The organism is Streptomyces sp. NPDC090127, from assembly GCF_044746945.1.
In the GTDB taxonomy this organism is placed as follows: domain Bacteria; phylum Actinomycetota; class Actinomycetes; order Streptomycetales; family Streptomycetaceae; genus Streptomyces.
This window is the reverse complement of the sequence record NZ_JBIVDE010000003.1, coordinates 152,655-178,209: the sequence shown is the minus strand read 5'-3', so window position 1 is coordinate 178,209 and position 25,555 is coordinate 152,655. Positions and strand designations below refer to the sequence as shown.

The window sequence follows — 25,555 nt, the reverse complement described above, 5'->3', positions numbered from 1 at the left end:
GTCGGCGTGGCCCCACGAGAGGCCGCCGCCGTCCCGGAAGAATGTCGGACGCTGCGCGATGGTTCGCGCCGACCGGGGTACACGGCCCGGCATGGCACCGAAGACTGATCACCTCACGTCCTTGCGGGCCGCGCGGCAACTGCGCCGGGTCCGTACCTTCTACGCGGCAGGCTTCCTGTTGTGGGCGGTCGCGGCGGCGTGGACGGGATGGGCGCAGCCGGGGAGCCGGCAGATGTGGGTCTCCGTACTCCTCGCGGCGATCTTCGCCGGCCTGCTCGCCGCCGCCTCCCAGTGGCTACGACGCCTTCGCCTGACCACCGGCCACGAGCCGGCCCCTCACACCGCCCCGCGACGAGCGGCCGGTCCGCGACGGGCGGCCGGTCCGCGACGGGCGGCCGCTCCGCGCCACGCCGGAGCCTGACGCACACGCCTGCCGCGGCAGGCGGCGCTCAGAGGTTGCTGTCCAGGAGTTCTCGTACCTCGGCGGTGGTCGTGGGCCAGGTGCCGTGTGCCACCGCCTCTCCTTCCTTCAGCAGGACGTAGGACGCGGCTTCGGTGATCCCGTAGCGCCTGGTCGCGGCCGGGCAGCGGGTCATGTCGGTGCGGACGGCTGTCAGGCGGCCCGTGTACGCGTCGGCGAGGCCACTCAGGACGAGGTCCATCGCCCGACAGGGTTCGATCGCCTTGGGCCATGTCCCGATGAAGTACGCGAGGACCGGGACTCCGCTCATCCTGAGGATGAAATCGAACTCCGCGTCCTCACGGGGCTGGTGAACCGGCTTCGCCATGGAAGCTCCTGACCTAGCGTTCCGTCATTACGCCCCCATCATCCCCGCATGACCCCGCGTCCCCCGCGCGCGGTGCGGCGTGCGAGGTCGGGCGAGGTCGGGCGAGGGCGGGCGGGGCGAGGCCGGTCCGGCCCCGGCGTGGGGGTCGCGGTCGGACCGGCCTCGCCCCGGCTGTCGGGGTGGATCAGCGCAGCCGGCCGGCGCCCGCGCGGTGGTCGACCAGGCCCGGTACGGCCCGTGGGCTGTCGACCCGGCCGCGGAGCACCGGCGTCCAGCCCGCGTCCCCGCGCAGCACCTCGTCCGGGAACTCCGCGTTGTGGACGGCGAGAAGGTCGACGGACCTGCCGTTGACGTAGTTGTCCGCGGTGGTGACCGGGGCGTCCTTCCACTTCTTCAGGATCTTCCCGGCGCCGACGCCCGCCGGCAGGGTGAACGCGTTCTTCTCGGCCACCAGCCGCGACTCCTGGCCGATGCCGAGGCTGTACGCGTATCCCGACACGGGCACCACGAAGTGGTTGTTGTACGCGTCGACCTTGCCGAAGCGGACGCGCGGCGCCCGCTCGACGACGTTCTCGAAGAGGTTGTGGTGCAGCGTCACCCGCAGCCTGTCGCGGTCCGTCGCGCCCGCGCTGTCGCTGTTGCCGATCATCAGCGTCTTGTCGTGGTCGGCGAAGACGTTCCAGGAGACGGTCACGAGATCGGCCCCGCGCACCACGTCCAGCTCGCCGTCGTGCCGCTGGTAGACCTCCCCGTAGTACGACGGCAGCGAACTGTCCGGGTGCGCACCGTCCGTGAAGGTGTTGTGGTCGATCCAGACATGGGTGGAGCCGTACACGACCATGCTGTCGTACTCGGAGTTCCAGGCGCCGGTCGCCCCGTCCGTCGGGTCCCACTGCGGGAAGCAGTCGAGCGGGCTCTCCAGCGTCAGGTTCCGGATCACGACGTTGTCGACACCCTGGATCTGCAGGCTGCCGCCGGTGATGCCGGCGTTCCGGCCGACCCCGACGAGGGTGGTGTTGGCCGGGACGTAGGCCTTGATCGCCTTGCCCTGCGCCGCGGCGGAGGCGGCCCGCAGCTCCTCCTGGGGGCCGCTCACCGGGGTCTCGTACCCCCAGACGGCCGGGTCGTAGTCCGCGAGGTACCGCGCGAAGTCGTAGCCGGGGGCCTCGAAGGCCGAGCACCCGGCGGCGGTCGCGTTCAGCGTCCCCTTGACCTTGACGATCCTCGGCTCGGTGCCGGGGACGGCGAGCGCGGCCCGCAGCTGCTCCCAGGTGGTGACGGTGAAGACCCGGGCCGCGGCGGCCTTCGCGCCGCCGCTCGTCCCGGTGCCCTCCGAGGCCCAGCCGTCCCCGGCGGGCAGGGTCTGCCGAGCCGGGTCGGGCGAGGCCTGGGCGGCGGTGGCGGCGGTGGCCGGCGTGGCAGCAGGCGCGGTGGCCGGCGTGGCGGCCGTTGCGGGGGCGGTGGCGACGACGGTCAGGGCCAGGGCTGTCGCGCCCACCGCCCACAGGTGTGTCTGTCTCACGGGTCAGCTCTCCTCGGAATCGGGCCAGGTGATCCACTCCGCGGGGATCTCGTCGTCGAGGCGACGTGTGTCGCCCGGCGCGAGGACGCGCGTGTGGAGGAGTGCGCCGGCGACCAGCCGGGCCACGGCGATGGCGCCGGGCGGGTTGACATGCGTGTTGTCCTGCTCGGTGGGCGTCCAGTTGAAGTACGTCTTCGAGGCCTCCGGGCCGAGCTCCTGCCAGAGCGCCAGCGACAGCTCCTGGACGTCGAGCAGCGGGACGCGCTCCTCGCGGGCCACCTCGCGCATCGCCGCCGGATAGTCGCCCAGCGTCCGCAGCGCCGTGCCGGCGTCGTCGAACCTGCGCCGCTCGACGGAGGTGGCGAGCACCGGCCGTGCGCCGCGCTCACGCGCCCCGGTGACGAAGCGGCGCAGGTTGTCCTGGTAGCCGGCCCACGGCTCGGTGTAGCGACTCGGGTCGGCGGCCTTCTGGTCGTTGTGGCCGAACTGGACGAGCAGGAGGTCGTCCGGGCGGATCACCTCCAGGATCGCGGCCAGTCGCCCCTCGTCGAGGAAGCTCTTCGTACTGCGGCCGTCCACCGCGTGGTTGGCGACCGTGACGCCCTTGCGGAGGAAGAAGGGCAGGGCCATCCCCCACCCCGTCTCGGGCGCCGCGTCGGCGTACTTCGGCGCGGCGGTGGAGTCACCCGCGATGTGGAGGGTGCGCGGGGGACGGTGTGCTCGGGACGGGCGGCGGGAGGCCGCGGCGGCGGTCGCGGTCGGGGCGAGCGCGAGGGCCGTCCCGGCCGCGACCACCGCCCGGCGACTCGGCGCGGACGTCACTTCTGCTGCGACTTCCGCTCGGCCTGCGCCGCGTTCAGCTGCTCGGCCAGGCTGTCGAGGAACTCCTTGGCGGTGGACTTGCCCAGCAGCACCTTCTGGAAGGCGGGCTCGTTGTCGGCCTTGGAGATGGTGTTCCAGTCCGGCAGGTAGTACGGCAGCTGCACGATGGCGGCTTTGCCGCTGAACAGGACGTCGGCCGCCAGCTTCGTCGGCTCGGCCTTCTGGAGCCAGGCGTCCTCGGCCGCCTCGGTGTTGGCCGGGATCGCGCCCGCCGACTCGTTCCACTTGCTGTTCGAGGCGTGCGAGGCCGCGAACTCGATGAACTTCCAGGCCGCGGCCTTGTTCTTGCTCGACGAGAACAGCCCGAGACCGTCGACCGGGTTGGAGACCTGGACGCGCCTGCCGTCGTCCGTCGTCGGGTTCGGGATGCCCCGGAACTTCTCCGTGCCGAGGGCCTTCACATGGTCCTTGTACGATCCGAGGTTGTGGTTCAGCATGCCGATCTCGCCGCTGTCCCACTGCGCGACCATCTTGGTGAAGTCGTTGTTGACGTCCGCCGCCGGGGTGTTCTTCTTGAACAGGCCCGCGTACCGCTCCAGCGCGGTCACGTTCCTCGGGTCGTTGACGGTGGTCCTGTCGCCGTTCCAGAAGGACGTGATGCCGCTCTGGCCGTAGACGGCGTCCAGCGCCTGCGCGATGGAGCCGGAGCCGCCGCGGATGGTGTAGCCGAAGCGGTTCTTCTCCTTGGCCGTGAGCTTGTCGGCGGCGGCGTAGAACGTCGACCAGGTGGTGGGCTCCGCCAGGCCGGCCGCCTCGAAGAGGTCGGTGCGGTAGTAGAGGACGCCGTTGCTCGCCGAGGTCGGGACCGTGAACAGCTTGCCCTGGCCGCCCGCCGACTTCACGCTCTCCACCATGCCCGCGTTCAGCTTGCCCTTGAGGGCGCTGCCGTCGATCCGGGCGTCCAGCGGCTCCAGGGCGTTCTGGGCGGCGAGCCCGGCGAGCATCGCCGCTCCCACACCGCCGACGTCCGGCAGGCCGCCGCCCTGGATCGCCGTGTCGTACTTGGACTGCACCTCGGTGGAGGCGATCCCCACGTAGGTGACCTTGATGTCGGGGTGCTCCTTCTCGAAGTCCTTGATGATCTCCTTCCAGACGTCGGTGCGGACACCGCCGTTGTTGTCCCAGAAGGTGATCTCTCCCTTGCCCGAGCCCTCGTCGCCCTTGTCGCCGCCCGCTCCGCTGCCGTCGTCTCCGCAGGCGGTGGCGGTCAGGGCGAGCACGGTGGTCAGGGCGAGGGCGCAGACGGCTCTGCGCCGTCCGTCACGGAAGATGGTCATCGTCGGCTCTCTTCTCTCGGGTACTACGGCGGTCCTACGCGGGTTGCTGCGCGGGTTCTACGGGGGTCCTGCGGGGGTGCTACGGGGGCCCTGAGGGGGCTTACGAGGGCCGAGGGCACCTAAAAGGCAGCCCGGGGCCCGTCGCGGGCCGGTCAGGGGCCGACGCGGAACGAGGTGAACACGGCGGTCCCGGCGGGGCCCGTCCCGGGCGGGGCCGCGGCGAACAGGCCCAGCAGCGCGCCGACCCACCGCCAGGGGGTGGCGGCGAAGACCTCGCCGACCGGACGGAAGCCCTCGCCCGTGTCGTACGCGAACCGGCAGCGGGCGTCCCGCCCGAGGACGATCCGCAGCCGGGCCGTGCCTCCGGGAGCCGGCCGGTCGTACGCGGCGTCCCGCTCCCGGTCGGCGTTGGCGGGAGCGAACCGGTGGACGAGCCGGGCGGAGCCGTCCCCCTCGCGGCGCAGCCCGATCCAGCTGTAGGCGTCGCCGAGCACCGCGAGCCCGGCCCGGGCGCCGGGGGTCTCGCTGTCGAGCCGCAGCTCGACGTCCACCGTCGCGGCGCGCGCCGGGACCCGCTGGGTGAGCAGGTGCGGCAGCGCCCGCAGGTCGTCGATCCGCTCCGCGCGCCGGCAGGGAAGCCACAGTCCGTCCCCGGCGTGGAGGGTGGTCCAGCCCGCGCCGGGGTTGGCCGTCCACTGCCACTGGCGGCCGAACCGACCCCCGGGGAAGGCGTCGTCGGTGGCCGGGGCGGAGCGCGGCTGCTCGGGCAGGTCCGGCTTGGCGTGGACGGCGACCGGGGTGCCCGCCGCGCCGAGCACCGGCCACCCGTCGGTGCCCCAGCGCATCGGCTGGAGGTGGACGAGCCGACCGTACGCGCCGCGCTGCTGGAAGTGGACGAACCAGTCCTCGCCGTACTGGGTACGGACCCAGCCGCCTTGGTGCGGGCCGTTGACGTCCGTGTCGCCCTGCCGCAGCACGACCCTCTCCTCGTACGGGCCGAAGAAGGAACGCGAACGGAAGGCGCCCTGCCAGCCGGTGGCGACACCGCCCGCCGGGGCCAGGATCCAGAACCACCCGTCGTGGCGGTACAGCTTCGGTCCCTCCAGCGTGAACCAGCCGGGGATCCGGTCGGCGTCGACGATCGTCGTCCCCTCGTCGAGGACGCTGCTCCCGTCGGGGCTCATCCGGTGCCCGGTCAGGCGGTTGTTGACGCCGGAGCGGGACTTGGCCCAGGCGTGCACCAGGAAGGCCTCGCCCGTCGCCTCGTCCCACAGCGGACAGGGGTCGATGAGGCCCCGGCCCGCCTTCACCAGCACCGGCTCGCTCCACGGACCGCGCACGGAAGGGGAGTCGACCTGCCAGATGCCGTGGTCGGGGTCGCCCCAGAAGATCCGGAACCGGCCGTCGTGATGCCGCAGCGAGGGCGCCCACACCCCGCCGTCGTGCCGCGGCGCGGCGAACGCGGCCTCCGGCCGCAGCCGGTCGAGGGCGTGCCCGACGATCGTCCAGTTCACCAGGTCGCGGGAGTGCAGCAACGGAAGGCCCGGCGCCCGGCCGAAGCTCGACGCGGTGAGGTAGTAGTCCTCCCCGACCCGCACCACGTCGGGGTCGGACCAGTCGGCGGTCAGGACGGGGTTGCGGTACGTCCCGTCGCCGAGGTCTCCGGTCCGGAACGCGGGATCGAGGCGCCCGCTCCTTGGGTCGTTCACCCGACGCCTCCCGTGCGTACCGTCTGGCGTACGGGCGTGCGTACCGTCTCGTGTGCGGCCGTACGTACCGCCCCAAGTACGGGCGTGCGTACCGCCGTGCCCACCGCCGTGCGTACCAACGCTGCGGCCTCGGCCCGGTCCAGGCGGCCGTCGGTGACCACGGTGACCACCCGTCGTACGGCCGTCCCACCGGCCTCGACGGGCAGCCGGCGGTGGTGGGCCAACGAAGAGCCGACACCGGGGTACTCGGCGGCGCGGACGAACCACGGATCGCGCCGTGTCTCCTCCGTCGCCCCGGCGAAGACCAGCGTCCAGCCCTCGCCCGCGAGAGCCACCCAGTCGCGGACGGACCCGTGCACCTGCTCCTCCCCGTCGGCGTCGGGGCCGAACACGGCCGGAGCCGTCGCCGTCCTCGGTGCGCGCCAGAAGAACCCGCCGTATGCCGCGCCGGGCCGCCCGTTGGTGGCGGGGCTGCCGACGGAGAGGCCGGCCCCCGAGACGTTGGTGAGCGCGAAGGTCAGGTCGAGGGCCCACGCCGTACCGCTCAGCGGTACCACCGCCACGGTCCGGACCTCCCTCAGCAGCACCCGGTCCGCCGCCGTCCAGCTCAGTCGCTCCACGAAACCGTCCGGTTCACGCCGTGCGAAGCCGTCGTGCCGCTGGACACCGTGGTTGGCGAGCACCGTCGGCCCCTGACCGCGTACGAAGGTGCGTCCGCCCCAGAAGTTGTGGCCCGCCACATCGGCCACCGCGACGCCCGCGCCGAGGTGGTGCGGATGGTCCGCGGGCAGCACGTCGGTGACCGGGACCCCCGCCAGCGTGGTGACGGGGTGCAGATACGGCCGGGGCGCCTGGTCCGTCGCCAGGTCGGGCCGGGTGAGGTAGCGGGCGACCGGGTGCCCGGCGCAGCGCAGGACGATCTCGCGGTTCATCGGACCTCCGCAGGGGCCGGGAGCGCCCAGGGGGGAGACAGTTCGGAGAAGAGACCGAGGGTGTCGGCGCTCCGGTCGACGAGGGCGTCGATGCCGGGGACGACCCGCCGCGGCCCGCTCCCGCCTGTCTCGGTGCGCCAGTACGACGCGGGCAGAGGCACCGGGTCGGGCGCCTGCCGGATCGCCTCCACCACCCGCATGAAGGCGCCGGTGTCCTCGGGCGGCACGCGCAGGGCCTCGCCCCGGGTGACGTGCCCGACCAGGTTCTCCAGCAGGTCGGTGCGGCCGTGGACCGTCTCCCGCGGACCGTGCCCGCCCCGCTGGAGCAGGACCCGGTCCTGCTTGTACCAGAAGGTGATCCGGCCCCGGGTGCCGTGGACCACGACGTACGGCTCCGCCGCCGTCTCGGCGCACAGCGTCGCCGCCACCGTCACCCGCGTGCCCCGCGCCGTCAGGACCCGTACGCAGGAGGTGTCGTCGGCCTCGATCGCGTGGGCGCGCAGGAGTTCCGTCTCGATGTGCTGCACGTCCTCCGCCCGGGTGGCGCCCGCCAGCGCCAGGGCCGTGGCGACGGCGTGCGCGAGGGGGTTGGTGAGCGCTCCGTCGACCACGTCGACACCGTCGAGCCGCCGCCGGCCCGACCAGGGAGCGCGCCGGAAGTACGCCTCGTCACGGACCCAGGCCCCGGCCGCGCCCACACCGAGGAGCTCGCCGATCGCGCCCTCCTCGACCAGCCGCCGGATCTCCGGGACGGCGTGCGAGCCCAGCGACTGGAAACCGATCTGACAGGCGACGCCCGCCGCGGCCACCCCGTCCGCCATCCGCCGGAACTCCGCGTACGACGGGGCCGGCGGCTTCTCCAGGAGCACGTGCGCGCCACGGCGGGCGGCGGTCAGCGCCAGTTCGGTGTGGGTCGGGATCGGCGTGCAGATCACCGCGAGCCGCGCCCGGGTGGACTCCAGGAGCGCGTCGAGGTCGGCGGACTGCTCGGGCGCGCCGGCCTCCGCCGGCGCTGCCGCGTCCAGCGGCGCGAGCGCGGGCCCGCCCGCCGGCACCGCCACGTCCAGCGGCGCGCGTGCACGCCCGCCCGCCAGCTCGGCCGGGTCCAGCGGCCGCAGCTCGCACACGCCGGCCAGCCGGACCAGGCCGAGCCCCTCCAGACGGCGGATGTTGTCCAGGTGCCAGCGGCCGTGGCCGCGCGCGCCCGCCAGGACCACGGGCAGCGGAGCGGATGTGGTGCTCATCCCTTCACCGCCCCCGCGCTGAAGCCCGTGACCAGCCACTTCTGGATGAAGGCGAACACGATCACGACGGGTACGGCCGCGATGACCCCACCGGCGGCGAGTGCGCCGAGGTCCACGCTGTCGGCCCCCATGAGGGTGTTGAGGCCGACGGGGATCGTCTGCTTCTCCTGGCTGCTGAGGAACATCAGCGCGAAGAGGAAGTGGTTCCAGGCATGGACGAACGCGAAGGAGCCGACAGCCACCAGACCGGGCCGCAGCAGCGGAAGGACCACGATCCGAAAGGCGCTGAAGCGACCGCATCCGTCGACCCAGGCTGCCTCCTCCAGGGAGTACGGCACGTTCCTGATGAAGCCGCTGATGAGGATCATGGACAGCGGAAGCTGGAAGACCGTCTCCGCGATGATGACGCTGCCCAGCGAGTTGATCATCCGCAGGTTGGCGAAGATCTGGAACAGCGGGACGAGCAACAGCGCGCCCGGGACGAACTGGGAGCAGAGAAGGGCCAGCATGAAGCCCCTCTTGAGCCGGAAGTCGAAGCGGGCGAGGGCGTAGCCGCCCGCGAGGGCGATCACGGTGGTCATCACCAGCGTCGCCACACCGATGAGCAGGCTGTTCTGGAAGAAGGTGGCGAAGCTCCGCTCGGTCCACACCTTCTCGAAGTGCTCGGTGGTCATCGGCCAGGGCACGAGCGAGGTCGAGCCCGCCGGGCGGAGGGCGAAGAGCAGGATCCAGTAGAAGGGGATCAGGGTGAAGAGGAGGTAGATCCCGAGCGGTACGTAGATCTGCCAGCGCGGGGCCTCGTCCCAGGCGCGGCGGCGGCGTCGGCGGGCGGCGGGCGCGGGGGTGCGGGTCGGCGGCGGGCCGCCGGAGTGTGTCGCGGCCCCCGGTGCGGCCGGCGCGGTCAGGGTGGTGTCGCGGGCCGTCACGTGTTCTCGCCTCCGAACTTGCTCAAGCGCAGATAGACCATCGAGAAGAAGAGAAGGATCACGAACGCCACCGTGGTGAGCGCGGAGGCGTAGCCGAAGTTGTGGGCGTCGACACTGGTGTTGGCGATGTACAGCGGAAGGGTCGTCGTCTCTCCGGCCGGACCGCCGCCGGTGAGTGTGTAGAGCAGGTCCACGTTGTTGAACTCCCACACCGCGCGCAGCAGGGTGGAGAGGATGATCGCGTCCTTGAGGTGGGGCAGGGTGATGTGGAGGAACTGCCGCAGCCGCCCCGCTCCGTCCACCTCGGCCGCCTCGTACAGGTCCTTGGGCACGGACTGGAGGTCGGCGAGGATGAGGATCGCGAAGAAGGGCACTCCGCGCCACAGGTCGGCGACGACCACCGCGGGGAAGACCGTGGCCGTGTCGGAGAGCCAGGACGTGCCGTACTCGCCGATTCCCATGTCCGCGAGGTAACGGGTGATGCCCGTCTGGGAGTTGTAGAGCAGCACCCAGATGGCGGAGGTCAGGACGCCGGAGACGGCCCACGGCGAGAAGACCAGCGCGCGGCCCAGGGCACGGCCCACGAAGGTCTGGTTGACGATCAGGGCGAGGGCCAGGCCGAACAGCAGCTGCAAGGTCACCTCGACGACGACCCACTTCAGACTGAAGCTCAACGTCCCCCAGAAGTGCGGGTCGTCGGTGAAGAGGCGGGTGAAGTTGTCGAAGCCGGCGAAGCCGTTACGCCAGGGCTTGGTGGGGTTGTAGTGCTGGAGGCTGTAGTAAAAGACGCTGATCACCGGGTAGGCGATGAAGCCCAGCATCAGCAGTCCGGCGGGGGCGATCAGCAGATACGGCAGGCGGCGGGGCGCCGAGCCGGTGCGGCGGCCGGGTGCCTTGGGTGCCTTGGGTGGCGGGGTCACGGCTGTGGCCATGACGGCGGCTCCGTTCTCGGGCGCGAAGCGCTTCGCGGACGGTGTTCGAGATCACGAACAGGGAAACGGGGGTCGGGCGTTGGCGCGGACGGTGCGGCGGGCGGGGACGGCGCGGACATCGACCGGCGTACGGCCGGGCAGCCTCGGGTCCGGTCGGGGTCGGCCCGCGTACGGCCGGGCAGCCTCGGGTCCGGTCGGGGTGTACGGCTCCAGGGGCCGCTCGCGCACGGACGGTTCAGCCCGTGTACGGATCCGGCGTCGTCCCCGGCCGTGCCAGGAACGCGAAGTCGCACCCCGTGTCGGCCTGGGTGATCTGTTCGTCGTACAGCGCTCCGTAGCCACGGGTGTAGCGGGCCGGCGGTGGCGTCCACTCCTCCCTCCGGCGCGCCAGCTCCTCTTCCGAGACCTCCAGGCGGAGGGAGCGTGCCTCGACGTCGAGGGTGATCAGGTCGCCCGTCCGGACGAGGGCCAGCGGACCGCCGACATGTGACTCGGGCGCCACGTGCAGCACACACGTGCCGTAACTCGTGCCGCTCATCCGGGCGTCGGAGATCCGGACCATGTCGCGCACGCCCTGCTCCAGGAGGTGCCGGGGGATCGGCAGCATCCCGTACTCCGGCATCCCCGGGCCGCCCCTGGGCCCCGCACCCCGCAGCACGAGCACGTGGTCCGCGGTGATCCCGAGCGCGGGATCGTCGATGGTCCCCTGCAGGGTGCGGTAGTCGTCGAAGACGACCGCGGGCCCGGTGTGCTTCCACAGGCGCGGCTCCGCGGCGATGTGCTTGATGACGGCGCCGTCCGGACAGAGGTTGCCCCGGAGCACCGCCATGCCGCCCTCGGCCGCGAGTGGCCTGTCCCGTGGGCGGATCACCCTCTCGTCGTGCACCGTCGCACCGGCGAGCTGTTCGCGCAGGGTGGCGTGCGCGACCGTCGGCCGGTCCAGATGGAGCACGTCGGTGAGACGGGAGAGGAACCCGGGCATGCCGCCCGCGAAGTGGAAGTCCTCCATCAGGTACCGCCCGCCGGGACGGAGGTCGGCGAGTACCGGAACGGTCCGGGCGATGCGGTCGAAGTCGTCCGGCGTCAGCCGTACCCCCGAGCGACCGGCCATGGCGATCAGATGGATCACCGCGTTCGTCGAACCGCCCAGTGCCAGCACGGCGGCCACCGCGTCCTCGTACGCCTCCCGGGTCAGGATCCGCGACAACCGCAGGTCCTGCCGCACGAGTTCGACGATCCGCAGGCCCGACGCGGCCGCCATCCGGTCGTGGCCGGAGTCGACCGCGGGGATCGAGGACGCGCCCGGCACGGTCACGCCCAGCGTCTCGGCCGCGGCGGTGAGCGTGGAGGCCGTTCCCATCGTCATGCAGTGGCCGGGGGAGCGCGCCAGACCGCTCTCCAGTTCGGCCATCTCGCAGTCGCCGATCAGACCCGCCCGCTTGTCGTCCCAGTACTTCCACATGTCCGTCCCCGAGCCGAGCGTCTCGCCCCGCCAGTGCCCGGGCAGCATCGGCCCGGCGGGGACGAAGACCGTCGGCAGGTCCACGGAGGCGGCGCCCATCAGCAGCGCCGGGGTCGACTTGTCGCAACCGCCGAGCAGCACCGCCCCGTCGACCGGATAGGAGCGCAGCAGTTCCTCCGTCTCCATGGCGAGCAGATTGCGGTAGAGCATCGGCGTCGGCTTCTGGAACGTCTCCGAGAGCGTGGCGACCGGGAACTCCAGCGGGAAGCCGCCGGCCTGCCAGACTCCCCGCTTGACCGCCTGCGCGCGGTCGCGCAGATGGACGTGGCAGGGATTGATGTCGGACCAGGTGTTGAGGATCGCGACGACCGGCTTGCCCAGGTGCTCCTCGGGGAGGTAGCCGAGCTGACGGGTGCGGGCGCGGTGGCTGAAGGAGCGCAGCCCGTCCGTGCCGTACCACTGGTGACTGCGCAGCTCCTCGGGGCGGCGGCTCATACCGGCCACCCCGCTGCTATCGCGGCGACCTCGGCCCGTGCGGAGCGGGGCAGTTCCCGGCTCGGCGGCCGGATGTCGCGGCGGCACAGGCCGAGCGAGGCGAGGGCCTCCTTGACGACCGTGACGTTGTCGGCGCTGCCGTTCGCGGCCCGCATCTCCTCGAACCGGCGGATTCGCTCCCACACCTTCATCGCGGCCGGATAGTCACCCGCCCGCAGCGCGTCCAGCATCTCCAGCGAGACCGCGGGGGAGACGTTGACCAGGCCGGAGGTGAAGCCGGTCGCGCCGCCCGCGAAGTACGACGGGGCGTACGGCTCGGCGAGCCCCGCCACCCAGACGAACCGGTCGAGACCCGCGTCCCGCGCGAATCCCGCGAAGCGCGCGGCGTCCGCGACGGCGTACTTCACGCCGACGACGTTGGGACAGGCGTCCCCGAGCTCCGCGAGCCGGGCGCCGCCCAGGAGCGCGTTGCGGATGTAGGGGACGACGCCGAGCTCGGGCACGGCCTCGGCGATGGCCCGGTGGTAGTCGACCCAGCCGGCCTCGGAGACGTACGGATGGACGGGCTGGTGCACCATCACCATCCGTGCGCCGCTGTCCCGGGCGTGCCGGGCCGCCTCGACCGCCGTCGGCAGATCGTGGCCGACACCGACCAGGACCACGGCCCGGTCGCCCGCCTCCTCGACGGTCGTCTCCGTGACCAGGCGGCGCTCGTCCGGGGTCAGGGCGTAGAACTCGCCGGTGTTGCCGTTGGGGGTGAGGGTGCGCACACCGCCGTCCAGGAGGCGACGCAGCAGTGCGCGGTGCGCCCCGGTGTCGACGGCGCCGTCGGCGGTGAAGGGGGTGACGGGGATGGCCACGACATCGGCGAGCGCGGTCCGCAGAGTCTCGAACGACATGGTCACTCGCCGTTCCGGGGGAAGGCGCGCTCGACGAAGGAGGCGATGTGGGCGTGGACGGCCTGCCCCGCCCCGGCGACGTCACCCGCCGCGGCCAGGCGCAGGATCTCCTCGTGCTCGGCGGCCTCGCGCTCCCAGGAGGGCACGGCGGCCCACGCGACGGTGGAGACCAGGGCGGCCTGGTCGCGGACCTCGTCGAGCATTCGGCCGAGCAGCGGGTTGCCGCAGGGGAGGTAGAGCGCGCGGTGGAAGTCCCGGTTGGCCAGGGAGCGTTCGGCCGGGTCCTGGGCGGTGGCGGCCCTGCGCAGGGCGTCCTCCGCCGCGTCGAGCGGGGCGCTCGTGGCGACGGTCCGGCGCACCGCCTCGGGCTCCAGGAGCAGCCGGACGTCGTAGACCTCGCGGGCCATGTCGGCGTCGACCATCCGGACGGTGACGCCCTTGTACTGGCTCATCACCACGAGTCCGCTGCCGGCGAGCGTCTTGAGCGCCTCGCGGACCGGGGTCTTCGACACGCCGAAACGTGCGGCGAGTTCGGTCTCCACCAGGGCCTGACCGGGGCTGAGCCCGCCGGTGAGGATGTCGTGCTTGATCGCCTCCAGGACGAACTGGGTGCGGGACGGAATGGGGCTGGGGGCGAAGGTCATGACGCACTCTCAGATCTCGTGTATCGCGTCTCATATATGACGTACGAAGTGCAATGCGATGAAGCTAGGGGCGCGTCGATGCCTCGTCAATGCTTCGCGCACGATTTCCAGAAAGCGCTTGCTGAGACGCTTGCGGGTGCCTGAGGCTCGGTGCGTCGCCCGGTCGGGGATGACACGCGACGTTCACATCACTGAACTTTTTCTGTGTGGCGGAACCTTGTCAGCTTCGCCGGGGCGCCCTACTCTCCCGACCGGCAAGCGCTTTCTCCGCTCCTGTGCACGGTCCAAGACGAATGGAGAACGACCATGAGACGACACGTCGCACCGCGACTCAGCGCTGCGTTGGCCGCGGCGGCCCTCCTGGCCGCCGGCGGCGTGGTGCTGTCGATGCCAGAGGCGTCGGCGGCGCCCGGCGGCGCCACGGGGTACGCGACCCAGAACGGCGGGACCACCGGAGGCGCAGGTGGGCAGAGTGTGCGGGCGACCACGGGGACCGCGATCCACGCGGCCCTGTGTGCCCGCCCCAGCACGAGCACGCCTCTCGTCATCGAGGTCGAGGGAACCATCAACCACGGCAACACCACCAAGGTGTCGGGAACCGGCTGCAACACCGCCGACGGGGCGATCGAACTCAAGCAGATCAGCAACGTCACGATCGTCGGCGTCGGCGGCGGGGCGCTCTTCGACCAACTCGGCATCCACATACGTGAATCCCGCAACATCATCATCCAGAACGTGACCGTACGGAACGTCAAGAAGTCGGGCTCGCCGACCTCCAACGGCGGCGACGCCATCGGCATGGAGAGCGGCGTCCGCAACGTGTGGGTCGATCACGTCACCCTGGAGGCGTCGGGCGGCGAGTCGGAGGGGTTCGACGGCCTCTTCGACATGAAGGACAACACTCAGTACGTGACCCTGTCCTACAGCACGCTGCGCAACTCCGGCCGCGGTGGACTCGTCGGGTCCAGCGAGAGCGACCTCTCGAACGGCTTCATCACGTACCACCACAACCTGTACGAGAACATCGACTCCCGCGCGCCCCTCCTGCGCGGGGGCACGGCGCACATCTACAACAACCACTACGTGAGCCTCAACGAGTCCGGCATCAACTCCCGGGCCGGAGCGCGCGCCAAGGTGGACCACAACTACTTCGAGGACTCCAAGGACGTCCTGGGCACCTTCTACACGGACGCCGCCGGGTACTGGCAGGTCAGCGGGAACGTCTTCGACAACGTGACGTGGTCGAGCCCCGGTACCGACAACAACCCCGCCGGCCCGAACCCGCAGTCCAACACGACGGTCGCCATTCCGTACGCGTACAGCCTCGACACCGCCGACTGCGTGCCGGCGGTCGTGAGCCGGACCGCGGGCGCGAACAAGGGCCTGCTGGTCTCGGACGGCAGCTGCACCCCGCAGACGCCGACGCCCACGACCCCTCAGCCGACGACGCCGGCGCCCACCACCCCGACGCCCACGCCCACGCCGAGCCAGCCCGGTGGGACCAACCTCAGCATCGGGGCGGGCGCCGACGGATCGAGCAAGGCCGACGGCACGAGCTACGGCAACGTACGGGACGGTGACCTGAACACCTACTGGTCCCCGGCCGGCGCCACCGGGTCCGTCTCCGTCAAGTGGGGATCGGCCACCACCGTCTCCAGGGTCGTCGTCCGGGCGGCGGGCGAAGCGGGAGCCGTCGGAACCTGGCGGGTCGTCAACGCCGACACCGGCGTGGTCCTGACATCCGGCAGCGGGGCGGGCGCCATCACCTTCCCCCGGACCTCGCTGAAGAAGATCACCTTCGAGATCACGGGCTCGACGGGCACCCCCAAGGTCGCCGAGCTCGAGACCTACGCCCAGTAGCCCGTCAGGCGCCCCTCCTCCCTCCTCCTCCCCGCCCCCTCCCCACTCCTCTCGCAGCGCGGCGAGGACCGATCGCGACGTGCGAGCGCGGCCGCGCTGCCGGGGGAGTGCCGGCTGCCTCGGCCAGGTGCGACGTACGCTCCCGGACCGGCGGCGCCAGGGGCTACGACTGCGGTGTCAGTCCGCTGAAGTATCCTTCCCGCCACCGCACACCGTCTGTCAGGACCAGGAGATTTGACCGGCTTGTCTGCATTCCCGTTGCCCTTTCGCGCTTCCCGTTCCCTCCCGTACGCGACCCCTCGAACGCTGCGGGAACTGCAGATGATGCAGTGCAGTGCTCACATCCGGGCGAAGCCGGGGTGGTTCGACAAGATGAACGACGCGGACATCGTCGCCAGATGGACGCGCGAGGCGGTCGACCAGGGCCTCACCGAAGCACAGGTCAGTTACGTCCGTGCCGAACTCGCGCAGTACGCCGCGCTGCGGGACGGACGAACCGGCGTCGAGGTGTCCGCCGTGGACGGGGTGTGGCAGTCGGACGAGCTGGTCGACGACAAGCTCGGAGCCCGGCTGCGCGAGGCGGTTCGGGTCCTCGAGCAGGTCCCCGAAGCAGAGCGGGACTGGCACCCCGGATCCGACGGCCAGGTGCTGGATCTGGTTCACCCCTCCCTGTTCTGCTTGGTGAGAGAGGCGAGCGGCGGTCCCGAACGGGCTTGGCGGAACCCGACGGACCGCTACTCGAAACACGAGTTCTCGGAGATGTTCCAGTGGCTGCCCACGGACGTCGACGTCAGCGACGACGGCGAGGTCACCTTCCGTTCGTACGTCAACAACGTCCATCCCGAGACGCATCACGAACTGGCCTCCGTCCTGCCTGACGTGTTCGCGCGCTTCCGCCCGCTGCTGGAGAACGTGCTCACCGATCTGCGCCACCCGCGGCCGCTGCGGATCGAGGCCGACCCCTACGGGTGGTACGGCTCGGCGCCGGAGCATCCGGACAAGTCCTCCTACAGCGACGAGGGCGCGTACGCGGAAGCCGTCTGTGCGTGGGAAGAGGCGCAGGACGACTGGTGGGACAACCGCCGCCCCGTGGTCCCGGACGCCCCGGCCTTCACCCCGCACGAGCCCCCCGACGAATCCGCGCGAGTCGACCTGCGGGGTCGGCGTCTGCAGGTCATCGTCAAGCTCGCGACCATCCATCTCACCCCGGACAAGCCCGAGTACGCCGGTGGTTCCTGGCATGTCGAGGGGATGTTGAACGAGCGGATCGTCTCGACCGGGATCTACTACTGGGACAGCGAGAACATCACCGAAAGCCGGCTGAGTTTCCGGACGGCGCTGGACGACCCGTCCTACGAACAGAGCGACGACAACGGTATGCGTGAGGTCTACGGCCTGGAGAACGAGGACGCCCTGAACCAGGTGCTGGGATCGGCATCGACCCCGGCGGGCCGCTGCCTGGCGTTCCCGAACGTCCTGCAACACCGCGTCGGCTCGTTCCGCCTCGCGGACCCCACCCGCCCGGGCCATCGCAAGATCCTCGCGTTCTTCCTCGTCGACCCGTCGGAGAAGATCGTCTCGACATCCGATGTGCCGCCGCAGCAACCGTGGTCCGACACGTCGACCATGACGCTGGAACAGGCGAAGAACTACCGCGAACAACTCATGCGGGAACGCAAGTTCTTCGTCGCTGAACACAACGAGCAGCTCTACGAGCGAGAGTTCTCCCTCTGCGAGCACTGAGCCGTCAGCCTTACGGCAGGTGAGCGCGGCCCGCCCATCGACCAGGTGGGCGGGCCGCGCGCGTCGGAGCCACCAGTCCGAACGCAACTGTTCCGTCGGGCTGGGCATGACAGATCATCATCGAGAGGGCAGGATCAGTCGTTATGAACGTTGGAGAGATACGAGAGCACCCGCCGATCTACGACCGTCTGGTCGAGGAGCGTGGCGACGTCCTGGCCGAGGCTCGTCACGCGGCAGAGCTGGCGCGGCACCAGTCGGAGCAGGCCCTGGACTGGAGCAGCCTGCGACCGTCCGCGCAGCAGAGCGGGCAGCGGGAGGGGCGGGCTTTCTCCGCCTTCGGCTGAGACGCCCGGCGCCGCCGTGGCCCCCGCGGGGCCGCGGGTCGGCCTCGGCCCCTACCCTGGAGCGGCGGCGCGCGACGTGCTGACCGTCGACGGCGACGACAGCGGCAACAGGGCGGCCGGCCTCCGTAGTTCGTCACGTCCTGAGGGGTACGGCCGACCTGGCGGCCTGCTCGACCCTCGCGCAGTGGGTCGCACGGGCTTCCCCGTCGATCCGCATCTCCAGGTCGGCGCGCAACCCGGTCCGGCCGTCGAGGCCCTCGCGCAGGATGTCGGCGTGCCCGGCATGCCGGATGGACTCGCCGAGGACATGGACCATGATGGCGAACAGGTTCGTGTCCTCCGCCCACCACGGCACGTGGCCGGGGGCGTCGAGGGAGAGCGCGTTGATCGTCGCGTCCGAGTGTTCCCACGTGCGCCAGTAGAACCCGATGATCTGATCGCGGGTCTCGTCCTCGGTCGCCCACAGATCGCTGCCGTCGGAGTCCTGCCACCGGGGCAGCGGTTCCGGGGAAGGCCGGTCGAAGACCTCGCCGAAGTACCTGGCCTCGACGGTGGCCACGTGTTTGACCAGGCCGAGAAGGTTGGTCCCGGTCGCTGTCAGAGGTCGGCGGGCGTCGTATTCGGACAAGCCGTCGAGTTTCCAGAGCAGCGCCTCGCGATCCCGCCGCAGTCTCCTGTGCAGGTTGTCTTTCGCGAATTCATCGATCATGCGGCATGAGCCTGCCATGGGCTGATCGTGGTCTCAAGGTCCCACAGGCTGGAACGCCGGCGCGAGGTCGGTGTTACGCGGACCCCGACTGCGCCGATCGCTTTTCTCCTTCTCAACCCAGTTGCTCGGCCAGTCCGACGATGACGCCCTCCGGACCGCGGACGTAGCAGAGCAGGTAGCTGTCCTCGAACCGGGCGATCTCGCCGACGAGTTCGGCACCGTGTGGGCGCAGGCGGGCGACGGTGTCCTCGAGGTCGTCCACGGCGAACATGACACGGTGCGTGCCCAGAATGTTGTGCGGCCCGGCGCTGATCGCCGCGGGGCTGCGGTACCTCGCCAGCTCGAGCCGGCTGTGACCGTCCGGGGTCCGGACCATCGCGATGTCACAGCGGACGCCATCGAGTCCGGTGCACCGGTCGGCGACGAGACCCTCGATCTCCGCCCTGCCCTCCAGCTCCATACCGAGTTCGACGAAGAACGCGATGGCGGCGTCCAGGTCCTCGACGACGATGCCGACGTTGTCCATCCGCTGAATCGCCATGCTGGTCTCTCCTTCTGCCTCGTGCGGCCGGTGGTGGCCCCTGATGTTCCTGGGACGGAGCCGATGGCGCGTTCTCGACATCCTCGGACCGCCGAATTCCGAAAGCGTAGTGCTCAGCCGCACCATCGGAGGAGGAGGCCCGGTCGGGGCTCGAAACGCGTCCTTGCCGCTCGGCGATCCGCGCCGCTACCGTCCGGCGGATGCCTGACTCCTATGCCGACCTGTCGCACCACTACGACCTCGTCATGACCTCGGGATACTACGACTACGACGCCTACGCGCAGGCCCTCCTGGCCCGCATCGGTACCCGCTCAGACGTGCTGGAACTCGGGGTGGGCACCGGGCTGGTCGCCGATCGTCTGCTGGCGCTGGGCCCCAAGGAACTGCGGCTCACCGGAATCGACCACACCGACAGGATGCTCGCCCAGGCCCGCCACAGGCTGGGCGACCGTGCGCGGCTCCGCCGCGAAGACGTCCTGGACATGTCCCTTCCCTCGTCCTTCGACCTCGCGTATTCCGTCGGTGGCGTCTGGTACATCGTCCAGGACGGTGAAACCTCCTGGCTGAGCAGTCACCTCATGGAAGAGGAGGACAACGAGACAGGGCTCTCCAACCTCGCCGCCGCCATCCGACCCGGCGGCTCCCTGCTGCTCTCCGTCCAGGGGCCCCACCGGCGCGCCGACCGAACCCTGCCCGGAGGCCTGCTCTACACGCAGCACGTCGAGATCGATCCGGAGGGGCGGCACACCAAGGACTACTTCATCGAGGACCAGGGGGCGGTGGTGGCCCATCAGCGTCTTCGATTCCGGCTCTTTCCCCGGGAAACGGCGGACAAGCTCCTGACGCGCTGCGGATTCCACTTCCACGGGAGTGACGGCGTGCTGTGGCAGTACGTTCGGCGATAGGGGAGAGAGGCGGGGCGCGCGACGCGTCGTACACGTGAGCCAGGCGGACGGGTGGCCCCTGAGGGTTTCGCCGAGGCTGCGACCGCTGGAGGCTGCCTGGCCCGCGAAGTGGGCTCGTTCGGGGGAGTCACTCCTCGATCGCCGAGGCTGGAGTGCGGTGAGTGGGCACGGATGCGTTGCCCCGCCGCGGAAGTGGGACAGGCCCGAGGCCGCCCGCGTCCGCTTCACCACCCAGATCGAAGGAGACAGGTCATGTCGCAGGTCAAGGGGTCCATCGAGGTCGACGTCCCGGTCCGTACGGCGTATGACCAGTGGACGCAGTTCGAGTCGTTCCCGGAGTTCATGGACGGGGTGGAGCGGATCGAACAGCGTACGGACACGCTGACGCACTGGGTGACGAAGATCGGCGGAGTCGAGCGGGAGTTCGACGCGGAGATCACCGAGCAGGTCCCGGACACCAAGGTGGCCTGGGTGACGGTCGAGGGCGAGAGCGAGCAGTCGGGCCTGGTGACCTTCCAGCCCATCGATCCGTCGCATACGAAGGTCACGCTGAGGATGGACTTCGATCCCGAGGGAATGGCGGAGAACATCGGCGACAAGTTCGGCTTCGTCGACCGGCAGGTCCAGAGCGACCTGAAGCGCTTCAAGCACTTCATCGAGGAGCGTGGCTCTGCCACCGGAGGATGGCGGGGCCAGGTCTGACACCGTCCCCCCTCGCTCCAGGGGCACGTACCCACCGGCGCATACGCAAGCAGCAGAAGTCCTTGAGTGGGCCGGCTCACTACCTGGGCGCCTCCGCCGTACGACCAGTCCGAGTCGGTGGCCCGTAGGTCGACGCCTGCGAGGTCCGCACCGAAGAAGCGCAGCGTTCGCGGGCCGAGGTGCCCAAGACTACGCCGCGGGAGGCCTTAGTCGGCCACCCGCCCGGACCCCGCGGGAGTCGTCCGGGACATCGTCGGGGAGGCGTCGAACAGGGCGTGGACGGCCGCGCGGACCTGGGTGGCGACCACCTCGGGGGTGGAGATGTCGAGCTTGCCGTCGAGGTGCAGGAACGCGAGGCCGTGGACGAGGGCCCACACCGTGGTCGACAGGGCGTCCGCGTCCACGTCGGGGAAGGTGGCGCGAACGATGCTGCGGACGTACTCCGAGATGGCCGCGGTGGCGGCGACCCGTTCCTCGCTGGTCGGGTCGCAGGGCTCGGCGAACATCACCCGGAACAGGGGCGGGTGCTCGAGCGCGAACCGGACGTAGGCGACGGCGACCGCGGCGAGCTCGTCGGGCGTCGAGGGGGCCGGATGAGCCTCGGCCAGGTATCCGGCGAGTTCGCGGTACCCCTCGGCGGCCACCGCGGAGACGAGAGCGTCCCGGTCGGCGAAGTGGCGGTAGGGGGCCGTCGCCGACACCCCGGCGCGCCGGGCGACCGCGCGCAGCGAAAGGCCCGCGCTGCCGTCTTCCTCCAGGAGTTCGCGGGCGGCACGCAGGCAGGCGGCGCGCAGATCGCCGTGGTGGTACGTGCTGGCCTGCGGCACAGGTCACACTCCTCGATGTTCGCAGTGCTTACATTGTCGTCTAATGTGAACGATGCATACATCGTACGTGACAGAGACGAAAGAGAGGGACGGGCATGACCAGTGAGCTGTTCTCGCCGCTGCCCCTGCGCTCCGGACAGGTGTTGAACAACCGGATCGCGAAGGCGGCGATGGAGGAGAACATGGCGGGCGCCGGCCAGTTGCCCGATCAGCGGTTGCTGACGCTCTACCGCCGCTGGGCCGCCGGCGGCAGTGGACTGCTGATCACCGGGAACGTCATGGTGCACGCCGAGGCCCTGACGGGCCCCGGAGGCGTCGTGCTCGACGAGCACGCGCCGCTGAAGCCGTTCACCGAGTGGGCCACGGCCGGCAAGTCCGGCAACGGGAAGATGTGGATGCAGATCAGCCACCCCGGCCGGCAGGTGGCCTCCGACATGCCCGGCGTCGTGTGGGGCCCCTCCGACGTCGGCGTCGACCTGGGCCGGCACAGCGGCCGCTTCGGCCGTCCGACCGCCATGACCGCCGCCCAGATCGATGCCACCGTCACCCGGTTCGCCGTCACGGCCCACCGCGCCGAGGAGGCGGGCTTCGACGGCGTGGAAGTCCACGCCGCCCACGGCTATCTGCTGTCGCAGTTCCTGTCTCCCTTGGTCAACAAGCGCGCCGATCAGTGGGGCGGGTCGCTGGAGAACCGCGCCCGGCTGCTGCTCGACGTCGTCCGCGCCGTCCGAGCCGCCGTCTCGCCGTCCTTCGCGGTCGCGGTGAAGCTCAACTCGGCCGACTTCCAGCGCGGCGGATTCGACGCCGATGACGCCCGCCAGGTCATCGAGATGCTCGAACCTCTCGGCGTCGACCTGGTCGAGCTGTCCGGCGGGAGCTACGAGAGCCCGGCGATGACCGGCCGCTCCGCCGACGCGCGCACCCAGGCGCGCGAGGCCTACTTCCTGGACCTGGCGCAGGACCTGGTCAGGACCAGTCCCCTTCCGTTGATGCTCACCGGCGGTATCACGCGGCGCGCCACCGCGGAGCGGGTACTGGACAGTGGCGTGGCGGTCGTCGGCTTGGGAACCGCCCTCGCCGTCACCCCCGACCTGCCCCACCGCTGGCGGAAACAACGCGAAGCCGACCGGCAGATGGCGCCGGTGACCTGGTCCGACAAGGCCCTCGCCTCGGCCGCGGGCATGGCGCGGGTCCGCCACCAGATGGCCCGGCTCGCCCGCGGAAGCGACGCCAGGCCCGGCATCCACCCGGCGTACACCCTGCTCTCCGAGCAGTGGAAGCAGCGCGGGGCGCTGCGCCGCTACCGTTCCTGGCTGTCGGCCTCGCAGGGCGCCGGGGCGGTGGACCGGCCCGCGTAGCCGGACCGACGATGCCGCCGGCCTCCCGGGAAATCCCAGGGGGCCGGCGGCAGCTGTCGTACGTGAGCAGCAGGAAAGGAAGGTGGCCCGGTCACGGTGACCGGGCCACCCCCTCGTCGCCTGCGGTACGGGGGCCTGGGCGTCGGGGTCCGCTGTCCGGGACCGCGTTCAGCGGACGCCGACTGCCTTCATGACCTTCAGCGCCCCCGTCAGGAGGGTCGCCCAGGTTCCGGGTGAGACGCGGGACGGCGGGGTGAAGCCCTGGAGGCGCTGGTGGGCGACGGTCTGTGGCTCGGTGTACTTGAGGATGCCGTCGGCGCCGTGGCGGCGACCGAGTCCCGAGTCGCCCATTCCGCCCATCGGTGCGTCGACGCTGCCCCAGGCGGCGGCGAAGGCTTCGTTGACGTTGACGGTACCGGCGCGTACGCGGGCGGCGACGGCCCGTCCGCGTGCGCCGTCACGCGACCAGACACTGGCGTTGAGCCCGTACGGCGAGGAGTTGGCCAGGGTGACGGCCTCGTCGACGTCACGGAAGGAGGAGATCGAGACGACGGGACCGAACGTCTCGTGGTCGTACAGCGTCATGTCGGGGGTGACGCCGGTGAGCACGGTCGGCTCGTGGAACAACGGACCCAGATCGGGGCGGGCCCTGCCGCCGACGAGGACGGTGGCGCCCTTGGCGACGGCGTCCTCGACGTGTTCGGTGACGGTCCTCAGCTGGGAAGGAGTGGTGAGGCTGCCGACGTCTGCGCTGTAGTCGTACGCCGCACCGACCGTGAGCGCCTGGGTATGTGCGACGAAGGCGGCGAGGAACCTGTCGCGGATGGACTCGGCCACGTACAGGCGCTCGATGGAGACGCACAGTTGGCCTGCGGAGGGGAAGCAGGCGTTGACGGCGCCGACGGCCGCCTTGTCGATGTCCGCGTCGTCCAGGACGATCATGGCGTTCTTGCCGCCGAGTTCGAGGGACGCGCCGATGAGACGCCGGCCCGCGTCGCTCGCGATCTGGCGGCCGGTGGCGGTGGAGCCGGTGAACATCATGTAGTCGGCGTGCTCCATCAGCGCGCCGCCGATGGAGCTGCCCCGGCCGATCACCATCTGCCACACGCCGGCCGGCAGCCCGGCCTCGTACATCAGCTCCATGGACCACAGGGCGGTGAGCGCGGTCTGGGTGTCGGGCTTCTGCACCACGGCGTTGCCGGCCATCAGCGCGGCGACGGCATCGCCGGCGGCCATGCTGAGCGGGTAGTTCCACGGCGAGATCACGGTGACGACACCCTTGGGGTGGCGCAGCTCGGTGGTGTGGGTCAGCAGCGGGATCGCGCCGCGGCGCCGTTTGGGCTTCAGGTAGGTGGCGGCGGTGCGGGCGTAGTAGCGGGAGACGATGCCGATGTCGAGGACCTCGAGGAACGCGTCGCGGCGCGTCTTGCCGTTCTCGGCCTGCATGAGGTCCAGCGCCAGGTCCTGACGGGCCAGGACGAGATCGTGGTAGCGCAGCAGGATCCTCTTGCGCTCGTCGATCGGCGTGGCGGCCCAGGACCTCTGCGCCGTGCGGGCACGGGCGAACGCCTCCTCGACGTCGGCCGGTGTCGACACCGGCAGGTCGGCCAGCGGGGCGCCGCTGTAGGGGGCGGTGGTGGTGACCCTGGCCGCGTCAGGAGCGGCCGATACGTGCGCGGCAAGCCGCTGGAGCAGGGCGGGGGTGAGGGATGCCGGCAGGCCCAGGACCCCTGCGATGGGACGAGTGGTGTGTTCGGTGGCCATGGCGGGACCCCTTCCTACGAGTTTCGGCTCGGCACCGAGGTGGGGACCGGCATGTGGAGGGCGAGCTGCCCTTCGGTCATGGCGTCGAACTGAATGGTCCTGATCGGCTTGAGCGAGCGCAGGTCGTCCGCCATCCGGCCCTCCCCGACCTCGAGGGAGACGCCGCGGGCCGAGCGCGTCGTACCGGCGCGGAGCACGTTGGTCTGGCTCAGGGTGGAGTGCCAGGCACCGTTGACCGACGTGTACGACGTGAGTGAGCCGACGCGCTCACCGCTCGGGTAGGCGGTCTGCTTCGGCGTGCTCGCCGCGAGGGCCAGATCGACCTCGCCGATGTCGTTGGCCACGCGGGCCGTCGTCCGCTGGGCGTTGATGTCGACGTCGAGGGCGGTGACCCACTTGGGGAAGCCGTAGCCGTCGTGGCCGCGGACCTGGGCGATCCGCGTGCTGACAGGCAGAGACCGCACATAGGAGCCGAGGTGCTCGTTCTTCAGGCCGGCGACGAGATCGAAGAACCCGAGCTTTCCGTGCCGGGCCGGCTTGACGGCGATCCCGACGGCGGCCTCGGTGTAGAAGTCGATGTCGCACACGTCGTAACGGAAGAACATCACCGAGACCAGGCCGAGTCCGGGCGCGACCTCCAGCGGGGCGAGCTCCTTCGGCAGCCGGGCGCGGATCGCCCGGGAGCGGGCCAGCATCGTCAGTCGGGCGGTCGAGATCCGGTAGTAGAAGTTCGGGGTGAGGGTGGGGCCGATGGGGGAGTCGACCCTGGTCTTGGGCAGCTGCCGGAAGAAGTCCACCCCGCTGACGCGCGGGTCGCCGGCGACCTCGTCGAGGTCGGTGTCCATCCGGTACCGGTCGTACAAGCCACCCCTGGGGACTGTGACCGTACGGCCGCCCAGGTCGACCTCGACCGTCTCCGGCCGGTCCGTTGCCTGCCGGCCTGATCGCCGCCCGCCTGGTTCCTGTCGGCTCGATGACATCGCAGCAGCTCCCTTTCCCTCATGTTTACGGTGCTCACATGAGCCTAGCCCGTCATGTAAGCACCGTCAACACTGGGGGTCGCGGCCCGGCGGCCCGTAGGGGCGATGTC

The 25,555-nt window shown here is 70.9% G+C and carries 24 protein-coding genes; 7 read left to right on the top strand and 17 right to left on the bottom strand.

Translation table 11 applies throughout. The annotated features are described in order from the left end of the window. Positions 1-91 precede the first annotated feature (91 nt). A complete protein-coding gene (locus ACIPPS_RS11930) occupies positions 92-421 on the top strand; it encodes a hypothetical protein (RefSeq protein ID WP_401429948.1) in 330 nt (109 codons plus the stop codon). Positions 422-449: 28 nt separating this feature from the next. On the opposite strand, the gene ACIPPS_RS11925 is transcribed toward ACIPPS_RS11930, so the two are convergent. The 12 genes from ACIPPS_RS11925 to ACIPPS_RS11870 all read right to left on the bottom strand — a co-directional run bounded on the left by ACIPPS_RS11925 (position 450) and on the right by ACIPPS_RS11870 (position 13,712). Continuing rightward, entirely contained in the window at positions 450-788 is a 339-nt protein-coding gene (locus tag ACIPPS_RS11925) for a thioredoxin family protein (RefSeq protein ID WP_401429946.1), read from the bottom strand. 184 nt (positions 789-972) lie between these two features. Then, the gene (locus tag ACIPPS_RS11920; RefSeq protein WP_401429944.1) at positions 973-2,310 is read right to left on the bottom strand and encodes a polysaccharide lyase family 1 protein; all 1,338 of its coding nucleotides are present in this window, start codon (positions 2,308-2,310) and stop codon (positions 973-975) included. Positions 2,311-2,313: 3 nt separating this feature from the next. Then, the gene (locus tag ACIPPS_RS11915) at positions 2,314-3,132 is read right to left on the bottom strand and encodes a rhamnogalacturonan acetylesterase (protein ID WP_401429942.1); all 819 of its coding nucleotides are present in this window, start codon (positions 3,130-3,132) and stop codon (positions 2,314-2,316) included. Continuing rightward, positions 3,129-4,469, bottom strand: coding sequence for an ABC transporter substrate-binding protein (locus tag ACIPPS_RS11910; protein ID WP_401429940.1), 1,341 nt, complete (start codon positions 4,467-4,469; stop codon positions 3,129-3,131). Before ACIPPS_RS11910 ends, ACIPPS_RS11915 begins: the two co-directional genes overlap by 4 nt. A gap of 152 nt (positions 4,470-4,621) precedes the next feature. Beyond that, entirely contained in the window at positions 4,622-6,178 is a 1,557-nt protein-coding gene (locus tag ACIPPS_RS11905; protein WP_401429938.1) for a family 43 glycosylhydrolase, read from the bottom strand. Next, positions 6,175-7,110 carry a PmoA family protein gene (locus tag ACIPPS_RS11900; RefSeq protein WP_401429936.1) on the bottom strand — a complete coding sequence of 312 codons (936 nt, stop codon included), beginning with the start codon at positions 7,108-7,110 and terminating at the stop codon, positions 6,175-6,177. The genes ACIPPS_RS11905 and ACIPPS_RS11900 overlap by 4 nt, the downstream gene beginning before the upstream one ends. Beyond that, positions 7,107-8,354 (bottom strand): Gfo/Idh/MocA family protein, encoded by a 1,248-nt coding sequence (locus ACIPPS_RS11895; protein ID WP_401429934.1) that lies wholly within the window; start codon positions 8,352-8,354, stop codon positions 7,107-7,109. Before ACIPPS_RS11895 ends, ACIPPS_RS11900 begins: the two co-directional genes overlap by 4 nt. Further along, positions 8,351-9,259, bottom strand: a complete 909-nt coding sequence (locus ACIPPS_RS11890; protein WP_401431358.1) for a carbohydrate ABC transporter permease — start codon at positions 9,257-9,259, stop codon at positions 8,351-8,353. Before ACIPPS_RS11890 ends, ACIPPS_RS11895 begins: the two co-directional genes overlap by 4 nt. A 17-nt stretch (positions 9,260-9,276) precedes the next feature. Then, a complete protein-coding gene (locus ACIPPS_RS11885) occupies positions 9,277-10,212 on the bottom strand; it encodes a carbohydrate ABC transporter permease (protein WP_401429932.1) in 936 nt (311 codons plus the stop codon). A gap of 235 nt (positions 10,213-10,447) precedes the next feature. After that, positions 10,448-12,169, bottom strand: a complete 1,722-nt coding sequence (gene araD / locus ACIPPS_RS11880) for an L-arabinonate dehydratase (protein ID WP_401429930.1) — start codon at positions 12,167-12,169, stop codon at positions 10,448-10,450. Beyond that, a complete protein-coding gene (locus ACIPPS_RS11875) occupies positions 12,166-13,068 on the bottom strand; it encodes a dihydrodipicolinate synthase family protein (protein WP_401429928.1) in 903 nt (300 codons plus the stop codon). The genes araD and ACIPPS_RS11875 overlap by 4 nt, the downstream gene beginning before the upstream one ends. Positions 13,069-13,070: 2 nt before the next feature. Continuing rightward, positions 13,071-13,712 carry a GntR family transcriptional regulator gene (locus ACIPPS_RS11870; protein WP_401429926.1) on the bottom strand — a complete coding sequence of 214 codons (642 nt, stop codon included), beginning with the start codon at positions 13,710-13,712 and terminating at the stop codon, positions 13,071-13,073. Between the two features lie 306 nt (positions 13,713-14,018). Between ACIPPS_RS11870 and ACIPPS_RS11865 the strand changes: the two genes are divergently transcribed. From ACIPPS_RS11865 to ACIPPS_RS11855, 3 genes are all read left to right on the top strand, one after another. Further along, positions 14,019-15,572 (top strand): polysaccharide lyase family 1 protein, encoded by a 1,554-nt coding sequence (locus tag ACIPPS_RS11865; RefSeq protein ID WP_401429924.1) that lies wholly within the window; start codon positions 14,019-14,021, stop codon positions 15,570-15,572. Positions 15,573-15,806: 234 nt separating this feature from the next. Then, positions 15,807-17,315 (top strand): DUF4246 domain-containing protein, encoded by a 1,509-nt coding sequence (locus ACIPPS_RS11860; RefSeq protein WP_401429922.1) that lies wholly within the window; start codon positions 15,807-15,809, stop codon positions 17,313-17,315. 143 nt (positions 17,316-17,458) lie between these two features. Continuing rightward, positions 17,459-17,659 (top strand): hypothetical protein, encoded by a 201-nt coding sequence (locus ACIPPS_RS11855; protein WP_401429920.1) that lies wholly within the window; start codon positions 17,459-17,461, stop codon positions 17,657-17,659. A 133-nt stretch (positions 17,660-17,792) separates the two neighbouring features. Here ACIPPS_RS11855 and ACIPPS_RS11850 read toward each other — a convergent pair whose 3' ends face one another. Together ACIPPS_RS11850 and ACIPPS_RS11845 are read right to left on the bottom strand one after the other, a co-directional pair. Next, positions 17,793-18,368: a DinB family protein gene (locus tag ACIPPS_RS11850; protein ID WP_401429918.1), complete on the bottom strand. Its 576-nt coding sequence runs from the start codon at positions 18,366-18,368 to the stop codon at positions 17,793-17,795. A 112-nt stretch (positions 18,369-18,480) separates the two neighbouring features. Next, positions 18,481-18,909, bottom strand: coding sequence for a VOC family protein (locus tag ACIPPS_RS11845; protein WP_401429916.1), 429 nt, complete (start codon positions 18,907-18,909; stop codon positions 18,481-18,483). A 200-nt stretch (positions 18,910-19,109) separates the two neighbouring features. Here ACIPPS_RS11845 and ACIPPS_RS11840 point away from each other — a divergent pair, with 200 nt between their 5' ends. Beyond that, positions 19,110-19,814, top strand: a complete 705-nt coding sequence (locus tag ACIPPS_RS11840) for a class I SAM-dependent DNA methyltransferase (RefSeq protein WP_401429914.1) — start codon at positions 19,110-19,112, stop codon at positions 19,812-19,814. Between the two features lie 252 nt (positions 19,815-20,066). Next, positions 20,067-20,516: an SRPBCC family protein gene (locus ACIPPS_RS11835; protein WP_401429912.1), complete on the top strand. Its 450-nt coding sequence runs from the start codon at positions 20,067-20,069 to the stop codon at positions 20,514-20,516. A gap of 206 nt (positions 20,517-20,722) precedes the next feature. Here the strand turns inward: ACIPPS_RS11835 and ACIPPS_RS11830 are convergent, their stop codons facing one another. After that, entirely contained in the window at positions 20,723-21,343 is a 621-nt protein-coding gene (locus ACIPPS_RS11830; protein WP_401429910.1) for a TetR/AcrR family transcriptional regulator, read from the bottom strand. Positions 21,344-21,438: 95 nt separating this feature from the next. Here ACIPPS_RS11830 and ACIPPS_RS11825 point away from each other — a divergent pair, with 95 nt between their 5' ends. Continuing rightward, a complete protein-coding gene (locus ACIPPS_RS11825; RefSeq protein ID WP_401429908.1) occupies positions 21,439-22,701 on the top strand; it encodes an NADH:flavin oxidoreductase/NADH oxidase family protein in 1,263 nt (420 codons plus the stop codon). Between the two features lie 168 nt (positions 22,702-22,869). Here the strand turns inward: ACIPPS_RS11825 and ACIPPS_RS11820 are convergent, their stop codons facing one another. Together ACIPPS_RS11820 and ACIPPS_RS11815 are read right to left on the bottom strand one after the other, a co-directional pair. After that, a complete protein-coding gene (locus ACIPPS_RS11820; protein WP_401429906.1) occupies positions 22,870-24,465 on the bottom strand; it encodes a succinic semialdehyde dehydrogenase in 1,596 nt (531 codons plus the stop codon). Positions 24,466-24,479: 14 nt separating this feature from the next. Continuing rightward, positions 24,480-25,445: an acetoacetate decarboxylase family protein gene (locus tag ACIPPS_RS11815; RefSeq protein ID WP_401429904.1), complete on the bottom strand. Its 966-nt coding sequence runs from the start codon at positions 25,443-25,445 to the stop codon at positions 24,480-24,482. Between the last annotated feature and the right edge of the window lie 110 nt (positions 25,446-25,555).

Excerpts from the sequence above, each read along its gene's own strand:
- ACIPPS_RS11930 (WP_401429948.1), top strand. The coding sequence starts at position 92 with ATGGCACCGAAGACTGATCACCTCACGTCCTTGCGGGCCGCGCGGCAA.
- ACIPPS_RS11925 (WP_401429946.1), bottom strand. The coding sequence starts at position 788 with ATGGCGAAGCCGGTTCACCAGCCCCGTGAGGACGCGGAGTTCGATTTC.
- ACIPPS_RS11910 (WP_401429940.1), bottom strand. The coding sequence starts at position 4,469 with ATGACCATCTTCCGTGACGGACGGCGCAGAGCCGTCTGCGCCCTCGCC.
- ACIPPS_RS11900 (WP_401429936.1), bottom strand. The coding sequence starts at position 7,110 with ATGAACCGCGAGATCGTCCTGCGCTGCGCCGGGCACCCGGTCGCCCGC.
- ACIPPS_RS11895 (WP_401429934.1), bottom strand. The coding sequence starts at position 8,354 with ATGAGCACCACATCCGCTCCGCTGCCCGTGGTCCTGGCGGGCGCGCGC.
- ACIPPS_RS11885 (WP_401429932.1), bottom strand. The coding sequence starts at position 10,212 with ATGGCCACAGCCGTGACCCCGCCACCCAAGGCACCCAAGGCACCCGGC.
- araD (WP_401429930.1), bottom strand. The coding sequence starts at position 12,169 with ATGAGCCGCCGCCCCGAGGAGCTGCGCAGTCACCAGTGGTACGGCACG.
- ACIPPS_RS11875 (WP_401429928.1), bottom strand. The coding sequence starts at position 13,068 with ATGTCGTTCGAGACTCTGCGGACCGCGCTCGCCGATGTCGTGGCCATC.
- ACIPPS_RS11870 (WP_401429926.1), bottom strand. The coding sequence starts at position 13,712 with ATGACCTTCGCCCCCAGCCCCATTCCGTCCCGCACCCAGTTCGTCCTG.
- ACIPPS_RS11865 (WP_401429924.1), top strand. The coding sequence starts at position 14,019 with ATGAGACGACACGTCGCACCGCGACTCAGCGCTGCGTTGGCCGCGGCG.
- ACIPPS_RS11855 (WP_401429920.1), top strand. The coding sequence starts at position 17,459 with ATGAACGTTGGAGAGATACGAGAGCACCCGCCGATCTACGACCGTCTG.
- ACIPPS_RS11850 (WP_401429918.1), bottom strand. The coding sequence starts at position 18,368 with ATGATCGATGAATTCGCGAAAGACAACCTGCACAGGAGACTGCGGCGG.
- ACIPPS_RS11845 (WP_401429916.1), bottom strand. The coding sequence starts at position 18,909 with ATGGCGATTCAGCGGATGGACAACGTCGGCATCGTCGTCGAGGACCTG.
- ACIPPS_RS11840 (WP_401429914.1), top strand. The coding sequence starts at position 19,110 with ATGCCTGACTCCTATGCCGACCTGTCGCACCACTACGACCTCGTCATG.
- ACIPPS_RS11835 (WP_401429912.1), top strand. The coding sequence starts at position 20,067 with ATGTCGCAGGTCAAGGGGTCCATCGAGGTCGACGTCCCGGTCCGTACG.
- ACIPPS_RS11825 (WP_401429908.1), top strand. The coding sequence starts at position 21,439 with ATGACCAGTGAGCTGTTCTCGCCGCTGCCCCTGCGCTCCGGACAGGTG.
- ACIPPS_RS11820 (WP_401429906.1), bottom strand. The coding sequence starts at position 24,465 with ATGGCCACCGAACACACCACTCGTCCCATCGCAGGGGTCCTGGGCCTG.
- ACIPPS_RS11815 (WP_401429904.1), bottom strand. The coding sequence starts at position 25,445 with ATGTCATCGAGCCGACAGGAACCAGGCGGGCGGCGATCAGGCCGGCAG.